The sequence below is a fragment of the Thermococcus sp. P6 genome (assembly GCF_002214525.1).
In the GTDB taxonomy this organism is placed as follows: Archaea; Methanobacteriota_B; Thermococci; order Thermococcales; family Thermococcaceae; genus Thermococcus.
The window spans coordinates 1,437,844-1,452,815 of the sequence record NZ_CP015104.1 but is presented as its reverse complement, the minus strand read 5'-3'; the positions used below and the strand labels follow the sequence as shown (position 1 = coordinate 1,452,815).

The window sequence follows — 14,972 nt, the reverse complement described above, 5'->3', positions numbered from 1 at the left end:
CCATCACTCCGCCGCTATGGCCGTCTCAAGCTTTCTCCTGCTCGCCATGAGAAGATCCATCAGGCTGAATACCCCCACTATGTCCCCATCCTCTTCGATGAGCATGTGTTTGATTCCCTTCTTGGCCATCAGGTCGAGCACCTGACCGAGGGGGGTGTTTGAATCAACGGTTACCAGTTCCCGGGTCATTATCTCCTTGACGGGCGTGGTGTTCGGCAGGCCGGGGATGAGGACGCGTCTTATCAGGTCGCTCTTCGTGAAGAACCCAACCACCTTTCCGTTCTCAATCACGACCAGGGAGCCTATGTCGAACTCCACCATGATCTCGCAGGCCCGCTTCACGCTGTCCTCCGGCTCGACCCCTATCAGTTTCCGGGTCATGTAAACCTTGATGGGGGCTTTCGTGTCCATCCAACCACCCCTGAGTGTTAGGGCATCATTGTATATAAAGCTTCACAGGTGCAGACTTTTGACGTAAAAGGATTCCCTTCCGATGCGGACGTAAAAGGCCGTGTTGTTCGGCACGACGTCGTATTCGGCCCTGTAGTAGAGCCCCACCGTTGAAGATGCCACGGCGAAGAGGTTCTCCCTCCTGAGAAGGAGTAGCTTACCGTAGTCATAGCTCAAAGGATCCCTGATGTAGTTATCGCCCATCTTCGCGGTTAAGAAAGCCACGAAATCCCCGCTGGAGAGGTGAAAAATGCCCGCAGTGTTGAAGAGGGACCTCGTTGCTTCCGCCCCCCTTCTGTAGTGGAGCAGCAGCTCCTCCGGGGTTGGGTTTTGGAGCCTCCTGCACAGGTAGGTCGCGAAGGCGTAAGTATCTGATGCCCTTTCGAGCTCTTCAGCATCGAGCTCCGCGAGGTTCATTATTCTGGATTTGTCGAGGTCACCGTTGTGGATGAGCCAGAAGGTGAAGCCGTGCCTCGAGGAGAAGGCCAGTGGCTGAACGTTGAAGAGATCCTTCGAACCCTGCGAGGCAGCCCGTGCATGCACCATGAGGGTCACAAACCCATGGAGTTCCCCCCTGAGGGTTTCAAGGGCATCCCCGTCCTTGAAAAGGGGCGTCATGGACCTGTAGTGCCTCACACTTCCGTTTTTAATCAGGAGGTAGCCCCAGCCGTCCCGATGCTCCCTTCCCTTACCCCGTTTTTCCTTGTACGGATCGTTCCCGGAGGCCCTAACGAGCCCCTCGAGCAGGGGAATAACTGCCCTGCCCTCACCCGTCGCAAAGAGTATCCTGCACATTCCCCTTCACCGATGAGGATAGCTCTTTTCCCATAAAGCTTTTAGGCCGGTACACTCAAGGTACCCCATGCTGCTGAGGAAGGTTAAGCAGAGGGCCCTGAAGGCCATCGGAGAGGACTTTCGACTCGTGGATTTCTCCTTCGCACTCCCCTACACCTACGTTCTGATAGAGGGGCGGCGCAGAGCCCTCGGGGTGGCCATGACCCTCCCGGAGGAGGTCGGAAGGTACAGGAGTTCCATCGAAGAGCCCTCCCTCGAGGCTTTCATAGAGAGAGCCGATAGCATTAACGTGATAGAAAGAACCCTCGGAATGGCCGCGATAAACGCCCTTTCCCAGTACTACCTCGACCTTTCCGGGGCCCCGGATAAGGACGTCGTTGAGCTCCTCGGAGAAAACCCCAAGGTTGTGGCGGTGATCGGGAACATGCCCCCGGTGGTTTCGGGACTTCGCAGGAGGGGCTTCGAGGTTCTCGTCTTCGAACGCAACCCGAAGCTCTGGGACAGGGATACCCTGAGCGACGCCCTCGAGTACGACCTCCTCCCGGAGGCGGATGCGGTGGTGGTGAGCGGTTCCGCGGTGATCAACGGGAGCATCGACATGATACTGGAGAGGTCGAAGAAGGCCAGAGCGCTCATCCTCACGGGCCCGACCGCCCAGCTCCATCCGGACTTTCTCAGGGGCAGCGGGGTGACACACCTCGCGTCCATGAGCGTTACGAACGTTGAGCGGGCACTTCTAAAGCTCAAACTCGGCTCTTTCAGGGGGTTCGAGGGGGAGAGCAGAAAGTACGTGCTTGAGGTGGAACCCTAAACAACCTTCCAGAGCTCGTCGCTTTCGGGCCGTTCGAGGGGTTTCTCCTTCCCCTTCTCAACGATTACCCTGATGTCCCCCTCCTCGACGAACTCGCCTATGATGGAGGCTTTTATCCCTCTGGATTCCAGCGCTTCGACGAGCTTCCCGGCCCTTTCCGGGGGTGTAGCCACCATCAGCATGCCGGAGCTTATCAGGGCCAGCGGGTTCAGGTTGTAGAACTCGCATATCCTGAGCGTCTCCTCCCGGATGGGTATCCTATCCGCGTGAACTCGAAATCCCAGCCCGGCCGAGTCCGCCATCTCGTGCAGGCCGTTGGCCAGACCCCCCTCAGTGGGGTCGTGCATGGCGTGAACGCCAGCTTCAACGGCCGTTAGGGCGTCCTCAACAACGCTTATCATCCCGATGAACGAGGCTGCCCTCTCGACGAATTCCCTTCCAAATGATCTCTCAAGCTCCTCCGCACGCTCGCTCGCTATTATGGAAGTTCCCTCCAGACCGGCCCACTTGGTAACGACGATGGCATCCCCGGGTCTGGCACCGTTCGAGGTAACGAGCTTCCCCTTCTCCACCTCGCCGAGCATCGTCCCGACAACCACGGGCCTCCCGAGGGCCGGTGTTACCTCGGTGTGGCCACCGACCACGGTAATCCCGAGCTTCTCTGCACTCTCGTGGATCTCGCCCATTATCATGCCGAGAAGCCCCTCGTCACTTCCCTCCGGCAGGAGTACGGTCACCAGAAACCACCGGGGCACGGCACCGAACGTCGCAACGTCGTTGGCATTGACGTGAACGGCGTAGAAGCCTATCCCCTTTCCGGCACCGGTTATTGGATCGGTTGAAGCCACGAGAACGGAAGACCCGAAGTCGATGGCGGCCGCGTCTATCCCCGGCCCGGGGCCGATTATAACCCTCCCATCCTTTTTTCCGAGGTGGGTGAAAACGAGTTCCTCGAGTTTCTCCGGTGGAACTTTGCCCGGTGGCAGCATCCGAATCCCCGGGTTTATCGAATGGGGTTCGGGTTAAAAAACTTTTGAAAGAAAAGGGCGTGAAAAAAGGAAACCTTCACGGCTTCCCGTGACCCCTGTGAGCCGGGAAGACGATCCTTTCCCTGAGCTTAAACCTGCCCTGAGTGTAGATCTCGAGGAGCTTCTCCCTTATCCGGTGGATCAAAGAGTCTATGGCATCGTAATCCCTGTTTGCTATCGCGGTTTTGAGCTGTTCCACAAGCCCCTTCAGTTCCGTAACGTTGATTCCTGCCTTCTCAAGTACCTGAAGCTGCTTCTCGACCTTCCAGACGAATACCTCTGCCATTCTGGTCCTGTTTGCCTTGATCTGAACGTTCCATTCGTCCGAAGCTATCTTTATGACGAACTCCGCATGGGCCCCGGCAGCTATCGCCTGTCCGTACGCCCTTCCGTATTTGCCCTCGTTGTAGGCTTCCTTTGCCCTCTCAAGCTCCATCTCTGACAGGTTGAGCATTTTATCGGCCAGCTTTTCCCTGCTTGGGGGAAGGGTTACGTTCTGGAGCATTTCTCTGGCCGCCTCTATCCTCTCCTCACTCGCGTTGATCGCCTCAAGTGCCGTCTGGGCCGTCATGTTGACCTCAACTTCCTCCACTGAGGTGTTGAGGTGCTCCCGGATGTGTTCCCTGGCCCTCAGGAGGACCCTCTCCATCACGGGGGTTCCTATCAGTGTGACGTTTTTGGGCCTCATGTGGAGCTCTATGATCCTCTCGGTAACGTTATCCGTGCCGTTTACGAAGAGCAACAGGGCCCTTTTCCTCAGCGCTATTTTGACGGCCTTCTTTAGAGCCACGCTGTCGTTTCCCGGGACGATTATCACGCTCTCGTTGAAGCTGAGCCCGAACCTGGCCATGGCTTCCTTCATGACCTTGAGGTTGGTTTCGTATCTGTTCGCACCGCCCCAGCGTTCAACGGTTATGTTGAGCTCCTCTAAGTCACTTGCGTACTCCTCTGAAACCGCGACGGGCCCGCCGATTATTATGACCTCGTCGGGCGCGTAGGCGATGATCCTTGCAGTGACGTTCGGATCGTAGCGTCCCCACGGGGTGGTGACCACCACCGCTCCCGTAACGTTGGCGAGGTACTGGACCACGCTCCCGTCCGCTTCGTTGTCGCTCACCAGTATTACCGTGACCTTTGCGTTGCTCTCTGCCGCCGCCCTTCCAAAGGTCGGCACGGTCGCCAGCAGCATCAAACCCCAAAGCAGGGCGATTCCTTTCTTCCACATCATGCCAATCACCTAGATTCTTCCTATGAAAAAAGCCCTATTTAAGCTTTTTTCACGAAATCGTCGGTTTACATTCACGTTTATTTATCCCGACGGTTTTTTCTTCCTTTCTTCAGGTTCTACCGTTAAAAAACGTTATCCATGGTTTACTCCCGTTTAAGGAGCGGTTTTAAAGAACAAAATTAAAAACCGGGCTGTTGGGGGAGAGCTACCGGGAGAAGAAGGTTATTCAGGGGTTCAAGGGGAAGCATCAATCGACGTAGTAGTACTCCCCCCTCTCCTTCTGTTCCCTGTCCTTCACGGAGTTCTCCTTATTGGCCCTCGGTCTTCCCGTATCGGGATCGCGCCTGAAGGTTATCCCGATCGAGGCAAGGAACCTGTTCATCCCCTCCCTCATGCCCATCGGCGGCAGGGCCCTCCCCCTCCTTCCGGGCTCGCCCTCGAACACTATCAGCCTGTCGCTAAGGTAATCCACCATCATAACGTCGTGCTCTACTATCAGGGCCGTCTTCTCGTTCTTCGCCATGAGGGACCTTATGGCCTTGGAGACGGCCAGCCTCTGCTCAACATCGAGGTGGGCCGAAGGCTCGTCGAGGAGGTAGAGGTCCGCTTCCCGTATCAGGCAGGCCGTTATGGCCACCCTCTGGAGCTCGCCACCGCTAAGCTCGTTCACGTTCCTGTCGTAGAGCTCCGTTATCCCGAGGGGTTTCAGAAGCTCGGTCTTGTAGAAGTTGCTCAACAGCTTTGAAGAGTCTATGCCGCTCAGAAGGTCGAACACCGTCCCCTCGTAGTCCACCTTTATGTACTGGGGTTTGTAGCTAACCGTAAGCGTCCAGTCCACTTCCCCCTCCGTGGGCTTCTCCACACCGGCCAGCATCTTCACGAAGGTCGTTTTTCCGATCCCGTTGGGACCTACTATACCCACGACCTCGCCCGTGTAGAGTTCCCCACCCTCTGCCTCGAGCCTGAAGGGGCCGTAGTCCTTTACCAGAGCGGGATACTCGACGAGCACCTCGCCCTCCTGAGACTTCCTCTCGCTCTTCTTTGTGAAGCTGACTTCGTAGGGCCTGAAGCGGACGTTCTCATCCCTTAGATAACCCCGCAGGAACTCGTTTATGCCGTTGCGCGTGCTCTTCGGCTGGGAGAATATACCGTAAACGCCGCGCTCGCCGTAGACTACGTGGATTATGTCGCTCATGTAGTCGAGTATCGCCAGGTCATGCTCGACCGTTAGCACGGCCTTTCCGGAATCGGCCAGTTTCCTGATGGTTTTAGCAGCTTTCAGGCGCTGCCTTATGTCGAGGTAGCTGGAGGGTTCGTCAAAGAAGTAGAAGTGGGCTTCCCTGAGCATTGCAGCCGCTATGGCCACCCTCTGCAGCTCCCCGCCGGAGAGGTGCCTTACGTCCCTGTCGAGAACGTTCTCGAGCTCGAACTCCCTCACGACCTCCTCGAACCTTCCGCTTTCGTCCGCTCTCTTCAAAAGCTCCCTGACCCTTCCCCTGACCGCCTTAGGTATTAGATCAACGTATTGCGGCTTGACGACAGGCTTTATCTCGTTGTTCTTAAGCCTCTCGAAGTAGTTCTGAAGCTCGTTGCCCCTGAAGGCCTTTATCACACCCTCCCACGAATCGTTGTCCCGGCAGAGGTTCGGAACCATTCCGCCCGAGAGGATCTTCACGGCCGTGGTCTTACCCGTACCGTTGGGACCGAGTATGCCGACGACCATCCCGTCCTTGACGACAGGCAGTCGGTACAGAACAAAGGAGTTCACCCCGTAGCGGTGAACGCAGCCCTCCTCAAGCTTCTCCGGGAGGTTAACTATCGCTATCGCCCTGAAGGGGCATTTGTGCACGCAGATCCCGCAACCCGTGCAGCTCGCCTCCTGTATCACCGGCCTGTAGTTCTCCTCGTCTATGATTATGGCCTCGCCTCCCATCCTGTTGACGGGACAGACCCGCTCGCACAGGAAGTTACCGCATTTGTCCGGATTGCACCTGTCGTAATCGATGACCGCTATCCTCATTCCCACCACCGGGTTAGGCTGACGGGGAGGGTTTTAAAGGGTTGCGGGTTCCTCATCCCCTCAGGGTCGCCACGAGCTTTCTCTCGTCGAGGAGCATCCCCAGCGCGTCCCTTACGTCCCTCACAACCACGTCGCTCGCGAGGAGGGCATCGACGGTGGCCCCCTCGGGCCCTATCACGCAGAAGGCCAGTTCTGCCCCCTCAAGCATCGCCACGTCGTTGTTGCCGTTGCCCACGGCCGCGTAGGGCCTGTAGGATCGGGCTATCCTCGCCTTTTCCTCGCCGTTCGAGACCCTTTCGATCCTGATTGGGAGATCAGTGAGCTCCTCCAGCGTTCCGAAGGTATCGGCGCTCAGGACGACGACCGTGTACCTATCGGCCAGCCTTTTCAGCAGGTTCCTCGTGTCCTCATCGACCCTGCCCTTCTCTCCGAGCGTTCCGTTCAGGTCGAAGAGAACCGCCCGGAATTCTATTCTCCCGTAGTTCGGTACCTCCATGCTCCCACCGGTGGTGGTTGGGTATAAGGTTTTTAAGGGTTGGAGTTAAAAGCGGTAGCCGGGCCGGAATCCCCTTGAGTCCCGGGGAGGTAAAGCCATGGAGTCATTTCGGCGATTGATTCATGACCCCAAAGTGCTCTCAAGGCTCAACGCCTTCGCCCTTAGCTACTTCGGATGGATAACCTTCGGGATCCTCTACGGGCTCATCGGCCGTTGGAGTGTTGACATCACTGAGGAGTTCTTAAGGCTTCCCCTGACATCGAGGAACTTCGTTCTCGGGCTTTTGGAGTTCACAAGGTCCGTCCCGGGCCTTTATCCCCTCCTGAGGATCGTCTATTACGTAGGTTTCTCGGGTTCGATAGCCCTGATGGTGGCTTACCTCCTCCTCTACCGGAGGGATTTAAAGTCATCCGACGAGCTACTCGTCAGGTACATTCTGGCTTACCTTACAGCTGGTGCCGTCTATCTCGTTGCCCACATCTACGCTCCCCACTTCGTCTACAACCTTCCGGGCTACAGCTCCTCGAACAATCTCCTGACGAGGCAGGAGTTCGTACTGCCCTCCCTCCACAACACCATGGCCACAATAAACATCTTAACCGTCTGGAAGTACAGAAAAAGCCTCAGCGGGAAGGCTATCCTGCTGCTGAACTCACTTATACCCTTCGCAACGGTCCTGCTCGCCCACCACTGGATCTACGACGTCTTAACCGGCATCCTCCTTGGAGTGGTGGTATCGAAGGTCACAGCCGGCTGGAAAACCCGGATTCCCGCGAGACTCTGCGAGCTTGAGGTTGCCTACCTTAAGCGGGTGACGCTTGCGAACTTTCTCCTTGCGATTCTGGTTCTCCTGATAGCACTCGATCCCGGGGGTGGCTGAACCTCGTGAGGGGTTTCCTCCCGTAGCCTGAGAAAGATTTATAAACCTCCTTCGAACCTTAACATCGGGTGCCGGGGTAGCCTAGCTCGGTAGGGCGGCGGACTCGTAATCCGCAGGTCGCGGGTTCAAATCCCGCTCCCGGCTCCATAAACGTTCTCCCGTGAATTTTTTAAGACGAGAAAAAGAGCTGGCGTTTATGAGGAGGGAATCCACCGGAGTGCTCCTTGCCCTGATGGGGGCCTTCATCTACGGCGTTGAACCCGTGGTTATAAAGACCAACCCCTCCAACCCGCTGAGCTTCGCGGCCTTCTCAGCCCTCATCGCATCGGTTCTCCTCTGGGCTCTCCTCTGGATCTCCGGTAGAACCCGGGAAATCCGGGAAAACCCGGGAGGGCTTAAGGGGGCCTTTCTCGTGGGTCTCTCCGGGACGGCCCTTGCCTACGTGGCCTACTCCTTCGGGGTGCGGATGAGCACCGCCATAAACGCCGCCCTGATAACCCGGAGCGAGGTCCTTTTCTCCTTCATCCTATCGTGGCTCCTTCTCGGGGAGAGGATAACCAAGAGGCTTCTGCTTTACTCCTCCAGCATAATCACCGGACTGGTGCTCGTTATACTTCAGGGACGCTCTCTAACGCCTCATACCGGCGATCTGCTCCTCCTTCTGGTTCCTCTCTTCTGGCAGCTGGCCCACGTGATGGCCAGAAAACTCCCCTACAGTCCCCCGACGATAGCCACGCTCAGAAACACCTTCGGCTTTCTCCTCTTACTGCCCCTTGCGATCGTCACGGGCCTTGAATTCTCGCCTTCTGCCGTCGCGGAGGGCCTGATAATGGCCGCCGGTCAGGTAGTCTGGTACGGCTCCATAAAGCGGATCAACCTCTCAAAGGCGACCACCATAATAACGCCCGCCCCTGCGGTCGCCATAGGGATCGGAATCCTCCTCGGGGAGAGCTTTACCATCCACCACGCGGTGGGTTTTCTTCTCATCACCCTCGGAACGCTGGGAGCCGTAAGGGTTGAGAGCGAGCTCAGAACCTGAAGAGAACCCGAAGGAATCGAAAAACGTCCATCAAACCGAAGCGTCCTTCCCTGCGGGGGTCGTATATCATGCTCACCGGAACCTCCAGCACGCGAGCCCCCATCTTAACGGCCTTTATGAGCATCTCGGTCTCCACCTCGTAGCGGTCGCTCTCTACCTCCGGCAGAAACTCCCTTCTGAAGGCCCTGAAGCCGCTCTGGGTGTCGTAGATGTGGCGGTGTAGCTTGAACCTTATGAGGCGGGTGGTTATCACGTTGCTGAGCCTTCTGTGGAACGGCCTCCTGCCGGCCTTCTCGACCTTCCTGGATCCTATGACAACGTCGGCCTCGTTCCCCGCTATGGGTTCAACGAGTTTGATTATCTCCTCCGGTTTGTGCTGGCCGTCAGCATCTATGAACACCACAACGTCGCCCGTGGAAACCCCCATCCCCTCGCGCATTGCACATCCTTTACCGCAGTTTTTCTCCAGCCGGATAACCCTTATCCTTCCGTCCCCTTCGGAGGTTGTTCTGGCTACAGAATAGGTGTCATCCGTCGAGCCGTCGTCAACGACCACCACCTCGTCAACGAAGCCGGGTATACCCTCGAGAACCCGCGGAAGGTTTCGTCCCTCGTTGTAGGCGGGCACGATAACCGTGACCTTCAAACCCTTAAGCATCTACCCGTCCCCTTCAAGCCTTTTGAGGGCCCTCTGGGCCTTTCTCCTGAAGTCATCCTTGTCGAGGAACTCCCAGTAGTGGTCCCTCGCCGGGAACTGCCCGTTTTTAACTTCATTTCTGTAGTTCTCGAGGGCCAACCTCATCATTCCGGAGATGTCGGCGTATTTCTTGACGAAGGGCGGCGTCTTCTCGTAGATTCCAAGGAGATCGTGCCAGACGAGAACCTGACCGTCCACGTAAGGTCCGGCGCCGATTCCGATAGTGGGTATCGAGACCTCCTCGGTCACTAACTTGGCCACATCCGAGAGCGTGAACTCAATGACCACCGCAAACGCCCCAGCCTTTTCGAGGGCCCTCGCATCACGGAGGATCTCCTCTATCTCCTCTTCCGTCTCGCCCATGAGCCTGTAACCGCCGAGGCGGAGGTACCTCTGCGGCGTTAATCCCGTGTGCCCCATCACGGGAATCCCCATGCGCACGAGCTTCCTCACGAGCTCCCTGTGGTCGTAACCGCCCTCGATCTTGACCGCATCGGCCCCTGCCCGTATGAGCCGGACGGCGTTCCTGATGCCCTCCTCAACGCTGACCTCGTAGCTTCCGAAGGGCATGTCCGCAAGGACGAGGGCCCTCTTAACCGCCCTTGAAACGGCACGGGTGTGGAAGACCATCTGATCCATCGTGACATTGAGGGTGTTCTCCTCGCCGTAAACCACCATCCCCAGCGAGTCGCCGACGAACACGATGTCCATCCCGGATTCGTCCGCTATGAGCGCGGAGGGGTAATCGTAGGCTGTTACCATGGCTATCTTTTCCCTGCCCTTCATCTCGATTATTCTACGTGGCGTTATCTCCCTCATGTTCCCACCCTTAGGCTAATAAACCTCCATCTTATTAAGCCTTCTGGAGGTGGGCGAATGAGGGAATGGGAACACTACGAACACACAGCAGACGTTGGCATAAGGGGTTACGGTTCGACCCTCGAGGAGGCCTTCGAGGCCGTCGCACTGGCGCTCTTCGACGTGATGGTGGACGTGAGAAAGGTTGAGAAGAGAGAATGCCACGAACTGGAGGTCGAGGGAGAGGATCTCATGGGGCTCCTCTACAGCTTCCTCGAGGAACTGCTCGTGCTCCACGACGTGAAGGGACTCGTCTTCGGGGACTTCAGGGTTAAGATAGAGAAGGACGGCACCTACAGGCTGAGGGTGGTGGCCTGCGGGGAGCCGCTCGATTACGGGAAACACGAGCCCCGGGAGGAGGTAAAGGCCATAACCTACCACGACATGAAGGTGGAAAGACTGCCGGACGGGAGATGGATGGCCCAGCTGGTGCCGGACATATGAGGTGATCCCATGGGAGCTCGGGAGAAGATCAGGGAGACAAACCCGGCCTTTTACGAGCGCTACTCCCAGCTCGAGGACAGCGACGAGTTCTGGGAGTTCATGATCCGACCTTTAAGGCAGAGCGTGAGGGTCAACACCCTCAAGGCTCCCCTCGAGAGGGTCGTTGAAAGGCTCAGCGAGGAGTTCGAGCTCGAGCCGATACCGTGGGTTCGTGAGGGGTTCTTCATCGACGTTGACAACCTCGCGAAGGTTCCCGAGCACGGCCTCGGCCTGATCTTCGGTCAGGAGGCGAGCTCCATGATTCCGGCGGTCGTCCTCGATCCGGGACCCGGGGAGCTTGTGCTGGACATGGCCGCGGCCCCCGGCGGAAAGACGGGGCAGATGGCATCATACATGGAAAACGAGGGCTGCATAGTGGCCAACGATCCGGTGGTGGGCAGGGCCAACGTCCTAATCGCGAACCTGAACAGGCTTGGCGTTCTCATCGCCCGGGTAACCGTGAGGGAGGGGGCCTACTTCGGCCGCTTTGAGAACACCTTCGACAGAATCCTACTGGACGCTCCGTGTTCCTCGGTCGGGATGATAAGGAAGGGATGGCGTTTTCTGGAAGGCTGGCGCCTGAGGGGGGTTATCAGGTATATGAACCTCCAGAAGAGGCTCATAATGGCCGCGTACCGCGCTCTAAAGCCCGGGGGGACGCTGGTGTACTCCACCTGCACGATAGACCCCCTCGAGAACGAGGAGGTGGTCGATTACCTCCTGCGGAAGACGGACGCGAGGCTCGGGAGCATAGACCTGCCGGTGAGGAGTAGCGAGCCCGTGCTGGAATGGGAGGGGAGGGAATACTCCGGGGAGCTGAAGAAAGCCCTCAGGATACACCCGAACGACAACGACACCGAAGCCTTCTTCGTGGCCAGGATAATCAAACCGGAGGGGGGAGAATGAAGGAGAACCCGCGAGGGAAGATAGGACTGGAAAGCGACACGGAACTCGTCAAGAGGCTCCTTATGGAGAACTACGGCCATGCGCCGGAGCTCGTTTACAGGATAAGCGGGAGGGGGCACAGGGTCTACGCCTGGAAACCCTGTCCCCTCGAAGTTAGAGACGTGGAGCGCAGGGGGGTCTACTTCGGCAGGGTGGAGAGCGACGGGATAAGGCTGAGCATCGAGGGAAGCTTTCTCGTCGGACCGGGGGCAACCAGAAACGTCGTCAGACTCGACGATGAAAGGGCGAGAAGGTATCTGGCCGGTGAGAACGTGGAGATAACTGAGGAAATCCACGGCTGGGTCATAGTGGCGTGGAGGGACTACTTTCTCGGCTCGGCGAAGGCAAAGGATGGAAGGCTCATGAACTACATCCCGAAGGAGAGGCGGCTGAGGTTTAAAAAAAGCTTAAAATAACTTCAAAGACAATAGGATGGGGGTGGGGGTATGGTACCGCTGAAGGGGATCGATAAGATAAGGTGGGAGATCCCGCGGTTCGACGAGAGAATGCGGGTTCCGGGCAGGGTTTACGCAGACGATGCCCTGATCCAGAAGATGAAGAACGATAGAACCCTCGAGCAGGCTGCCAATGTAGCCATGCTCCCGGGAATTTACAAATATTCGATAGTCATGCCCGACGGTCATCAGGGCTATGGCTTCCCCATCGGAGGCGTGGCAGCTTTTGACGCTAAGGATGGCGTAATAAGCCCCGGAGGCGTCGGATACGACATCAACTGCGGCGTCAGGCTGATCAGGACCGACCTGACCGAGAAGGAGGTAAGGCCGAGGATTAAGCAACTCGTCGACACGCTCTTCAAGAACGTTCCGAGCGGGCTCGGGAGCAAAGGCAGGGTGAGGCTCCACTGGAGCCAGCTCGACGACGTTCTGGCCGATGGGGCGAAGTGGGGCGTTGAAAACGGCTACGGCTGGGAAGAAGACCTCAAGCACCTCGAGGAAGGCGGAAGGATGGAGGGGGCCGATCCGGAAGCCGTGAGCCAGAAGGCAAAGCAGCGTGGAGCACCGCAGCTCGGTTCCCTCGGCTCCGGGAATCATTTCCTCGAGGTTCAGGTGGTCGATAAAATCTTTGACGAAAAAACGGCGGAAGCCTATGGCCTCTTCGAGGGACAGGTTGTGGTCATGGTGCACACCGGCTCGAGGGGGCTCGGCCATCAGGTGGCGAGCGACTACCTCAGGGTGATGGAGAAGGCCAACAGGAAGTACAAAGTGCCGTGGCCCGATAGGGAACTCGTCAGCGTCCCCTTCCAGAGCGAAGAAGGGCAGAGGTACTTCAGCGCCATGAAGGCCGCCGCCAATTTCGCGTGGGCCAACAGGCAGATGATAACACACTGGGTCAGGGAGAGCTTCGAGGAGGTCTTCAAGAGAAAGGCGGAGGACATGGGGATGGAGATAGTTTACGACGTCGCCCACAACATAGCCAAGGTGGAGGAGCACGAGGTGGATGGAAGAAAGGTCAGGGTCGTGGTCCACAGGAAAGGCGCAACGAGGGCGTTCCCGCCGAAGCACCCGGACGTTCCGGCGGCTTACAGGGAGGTTGGCCAGCCCGTTCTCATTCCGGGCTCCATGGGAACGGCGAGCTACGTTCTGGCCGGTGCGGAAGGATCGATGAGGGAAACCTTCGGCTCGAGCTGCCACGGTGCGGGGAGGCTCATGAGCAGGCATGCCGCTACGAGGAAGTGGCGGGGCGAGAAGATCGAGCGCGAGCTCGCCCAGAGGGGTATATACGTTAGAGCCGCAAGCAAACGTGTGGTTGCGGAGGAAGCTCCCGGAGCCTACAAGAGCGTTGACAACGTCGTTAACGTCGTCCATGAGGCGGATATAGCCAACCTCGTGGCGAGGATGAGGCCCATTGGGGTGGCGAAGGGCTGAATCCTCCCTATTCCCATTGTAAACTTGTAGAGAAAGCTTGGGTGGTGTTATGGACCTAACTCACGTGGATGAAAAGGGCGTTAAAATGGTTGAAGTGGGCCACAAGGAAGAGGTTTTCAGGAGGGCCGTGGCAAGGGGAAGGATAAGGCTTAAACCGGAGACGATAGAGCTCATAAAGGAAGGAAAGACCAGAAAGGGCAACGTTCTGGCAAGTGCGCAGATAGCCGGCATACTGGCGGTTAAGAGAACCCCTGAACTTATTCCCCTGTGCCACCCGATTCCCCTCACGGGCGTGGACATAAGTTTTGAGGTTGGGGAAGATTACATTGAAGCAACCTGCGAGGTCAGGGCGTACTACAAGACGGGTGTCGAGATGGAGGCGCTGACGGGCGTAAGCGTCGCGCTTCTGACCATCTGGGACATGGTGAAGGCCGTTGAAAAGGACGAGAAAGGCCAGTACCCCACCACGAGGATCTACGACGTAAGGGTCGTGGAGAAGGTTAAGGGGGATGTTTAAGCTGGAGTTTTCGAAATTTTGTCCGTTCCGTGAGCCCTTTTATGCCTTTATTTCATCCATTTCCTCTCCCTTACGTATCTGCCCCTGCTCTCGATCTCCTCTATCTTTTCATTCAGTGCTTCAGCTTTTTCCTCCCCTCTAACCTCCGCATAGCCCTGAAGTACCGCCTCAAACCCCTTATCGAACCATCTGTAGTGGGTGCTCTCCATAGCACGCTTTAAAAGGTGCAAATCAACCCCCTGAGCCTCCAGTGTTGGGTCAAAGTCAGCAAGACCAAAATCTATGAAATAAACATCCTCCCCTTTCAGAATCATGTTTGAAGTCGTTAAATCGCCGTGTACAATTCCGGCTTCGTGTAGTTTTCCAAGCTGCCTTCCGATTTCACGACAGAGCTTTAAACGGTCTTCCATGGGGACCTTTTCGAGAACTTCCTTAAGCCTCTCGCCTTCAATAAACTCCATCACTATTTTCATGTCTTTTAAATCAATCTCATAAACATGGGGAACCCTGACTCCAAACTCCTTGGCCCTGTGCAGTATTCTGGCCTCCATAACGGTTCTTTCCTTCCTGAGCTTTTTATCTATCTCTCTTATCCGGTATCTTTTACGTATCCTGTCCTTTATTATAACCTTCTCTGTGCCCAATGGGAAGTAAAGCTCTTCAAAACTGGCCAGATATATCCTGGCTTCGGCGCCCTGCTTTATCAGCTCCATCCCCTCACCTTAATCTGATGTAGAAATTGTTCATTTAAAAATCCTATTCCCGGAGTTCCTTAAACTTTTGATATTTCGACAGGAATTAGCACCAAATATTGATTTTTAGCTTTAAATTAGCCAGTA

17 protein-coding genes and 1 tRNA gene are annotated in these 14,972 nt (G+C 56.7%); 9 read left to right on the top strand and 9 right to left on the bottom strand.

Features of this window, described 5'->3' with window-relative positions:
• Positions 1–3: 3 nt before the first annotated feature.
• Both A3L12_RS07860 and A3L12_RS07855 read right to left on the bottom strand, forming a co-directional pair.
• Positions 4–411: a cyclic nucleotide-binding/CBS domain-containing protein gene (locus tag A3L12_RS07860; protein WP_088883102.1), complete on the bottom strand. Its 408-nt coding sequence runs from the start codon at positions 409–411 to the stop codon at positions 4–6.
• Between the two features lie 42 nt (positions 412–453).
• Positions 454–1,245, bottom strand: coding sequence for a class II glutamine amidotransferase (locus tag A3L12_RS07855; RefSeq protein ID WP_088883101.1), 792 nt, complete (start codon positions 1,243–1,245; stop codon positions 454–456).
• A gap of 67 nt (positions 1,246–1,312) precedes the next feature.
• Here A3L12_RS07855 and A3L12_RS07850 point away from each other — a divergent pair, with 67 nt between their 5' ends.
• Entirely contained in the window at positions 1,313–2,056 is a 744-nt protein-coding gene (locus A3L12_RS07850) for a Rossmann-like domain-containing protein (RefSeq protein ID WP_088883100.1), read from the top strand.
• Here the strand turns inward: A3L12_RS07850 and A3L12_RS07845 are convergent.
• From A3L12_RS07845 to A3L12_RS07830, 4 genes are all read right to left on the bottom strand, one after another.
• Positions 2,053–3,045 carry an AIR synthase family protein gene (locus A3L12_RS07845; protein ID WP_088883099.1) on the bottom strand — a complete coding sequence of 331 codons (993 nt, stop codon included), beginning with the start codon at positions 3,043–3,045 and terminating at the stop codon, positions 2,053–2,055. The two genes, A3L12_RS07850 and A3L12_RS07845, sit on opposite strands and share 4 nt — an antisense overlap.
• 76 nt (positions 3,046–3,121) lie before the next feature.
• A complete protein-coding gene (locus A3L12_RS07840; RefSeq protein ID WP_088883098.1) occupies positions 3,122–4,312 on the bottom strand; it encodes a hypothetical protein in 1,191 nt (396 codons plus the stop codon).
• Between the two features lie 247 nt (positions 4,313–4,559).
• Complete coding sequence (locus A3L12_RS07835; protein WP_088883097.1) at positions 4,560–6,332, bottom strand: ribosome biogenesis/translation initiation ATPase RLI; 1,773 nt, start codon at positions 6,330–6,332, stop codon at positions 4,560–4,562.
• A gap of 52 nt (positions 6,333–6,384) precedes the next feature.
• A complete protein-coding gene (locus tag A3L12_RS07830; RefSeq protein ID WP_088883096.1) occupies positions 6,385–6,828 on the bottom strand; it encodes an HAD family hydrolase in 444 nt (147 codons plus the stop codon).
• 97 nt (positions 6,829–6,925) lie between these two features.
• Here A3L12_RS07830 and A3L12_RS07825 point away from each other — a divergent pair, with 97 nt between their 5' ends.
• From A3L12_RS07825 to A3L12_RS07815, 3 genes are all read left to right on the top strand, one after another.
• Positions 6,926–7,708 carry a phosphatase PAP2 family protein gene (locus A3L12_RS07825; RefSeq protein ID WP_088883095.1) on the top strand — a complete coding sequence of 261 codons (783 nt, stop codon included), beginning with the start codon at positions 6,926–6,928 and terminating at the stop codon, positions 7,706–7,708.
• 70 nt (positions 7,709–7,778) lie between these two features.
• Positions 7,779–7,855, top strand: a tRNA-Thr gene (locus tag A3L12_RS07820).
• 49 nt (positions 7,856–7,904) lie between these two features.
• A complete protein-coding gene (locus A3L12_RS07815; RefSeq protein ID WP_088883094.1) occupies positions 7,905–8,747 on the top strand; it encodes a DMT family transporter in 843 nt (280 codons plus the stop codon).
• On the opposite strand, the gene A3L12_RS07810 is transcribed toward A3L12_RS07815, so the two are convergent.
• Together A3L12_RS07810 and panB are read right to left on the bottom strand one after the other, a co-directional pair.
• Positions 8,737–9,405: a glycosyltransferase family 2 protein gene (locus A3L12_RS07810; RefSeq protein WP_088883093.1), complete on the bottom strand. Its 669-nt coding sequence runs from the start codon at positions 9,403–9,405 to the stop codon at positions 8,737–8,739. The two genes, A3L12_RS07815 and A3L12_RS07810, sit on opposite strands and share 11 nt — an antisense overlap.
• Positions 9,406–10,263 carry a 3-methyl-2-oxobutanoate hydroxymethyltransferase gene (gene panB, locus A3L12_RS07805; protein ID WP_088883092.1) on the bottom strand — a complete coding sequence of 286 codons (858 nt, stop codon included), beginning with the start codon at positions 10,261–10,263 and terminating at the stop codon, positions 9,406–9,408.
• 57 nt (positions 10,264–10,320) lie between these two features.
• On the opposite strand from panB, the gene A3L12_RS07800 reads away from it, so the two are divergent.
• The 5 genes from A3L12_RS07800 to moaC are packed head-to-tail and all read left to right on the top strand — an operon-like array spanning position 10,321 to position 14,133.
• The gene (locus A3L12_RS07800) at positions 10,321–10,746 is read left to right on the top strand and encodes an archease (protein ID WP_088883091.1); all 426 of its coding nucleotides are present in this window, start codon (positions 10,321–10,323) and stop codon (positions 10,744–10,746) included.
• Positions 10,747–10,755: 9 nt separating this feature from the next.
• Positions 10,756–11,691: a tRNA (cytosine(49)-C(5))-methyltransferase gene (locus tag A3L12_RS07795; RefSeq protein WP_088883090.1), complete on the top strand. Its 936-nt coding sequence runs from the start codon at positions 10,756–10,758 to the stop codon at positions 11,689–11,691.
• Positions 11,688–12,146, top strand: coding sequence for a hypothetical protein (locus tag A3L12_RS07790; RefSeq protein WP_088883089.1), 459 nt, complete (start codon positions 11,688–11,690; stop codon positions 12,144–12,146). The genes A3L12_RS07795 and A3L12_RS07790 overlap by 4 nt, the downstream gene beginning before the upstream one ends.
• A gap of 30 nt (positions 12,147–12,176) precedes the next feature.
• Entirely contained in the window at positions 12,177–13,616 is a 1,440-nt protein-coding gene (locus A3L12_RS07785) for an RtcB family protein (protein ID WP_088883088.1), read from the top strand.
• 49 nt (positions 13,617–13,665) lie between these two features.
• Positions 13,666–14,133: a cyclic pyranopterin monophosphate synthase MoaC gene (moaC, locus tag A3L12_RS07780; RefSeq protein WP_088883087.1), complete on the top strand. Its 468-nt coding sequence runs from the start codon at positions 13,666–13,668 to the stop codon at positions 14,131–14,133.
• A 47-nt stretch (positions 14,134–14,180) separates the two neighbouring features.
• Here moaC and A3L12_RS07775 read toward each other — a convergent pair whose 3' ends face one another.
• Complete coding sequence (locus tag A3L12_RS07775) at positions 14,181–14,846, bottom strand: Kae1-associated kinase Bud32 (protein ID WP_088883086.1); 666 nt, start codon at positions 14,844–14,846, stop codon at positions 14,181–14,183.
• Between the last annotated feature and the right edge of the window lie 126 nt (positions 14,847–14,972).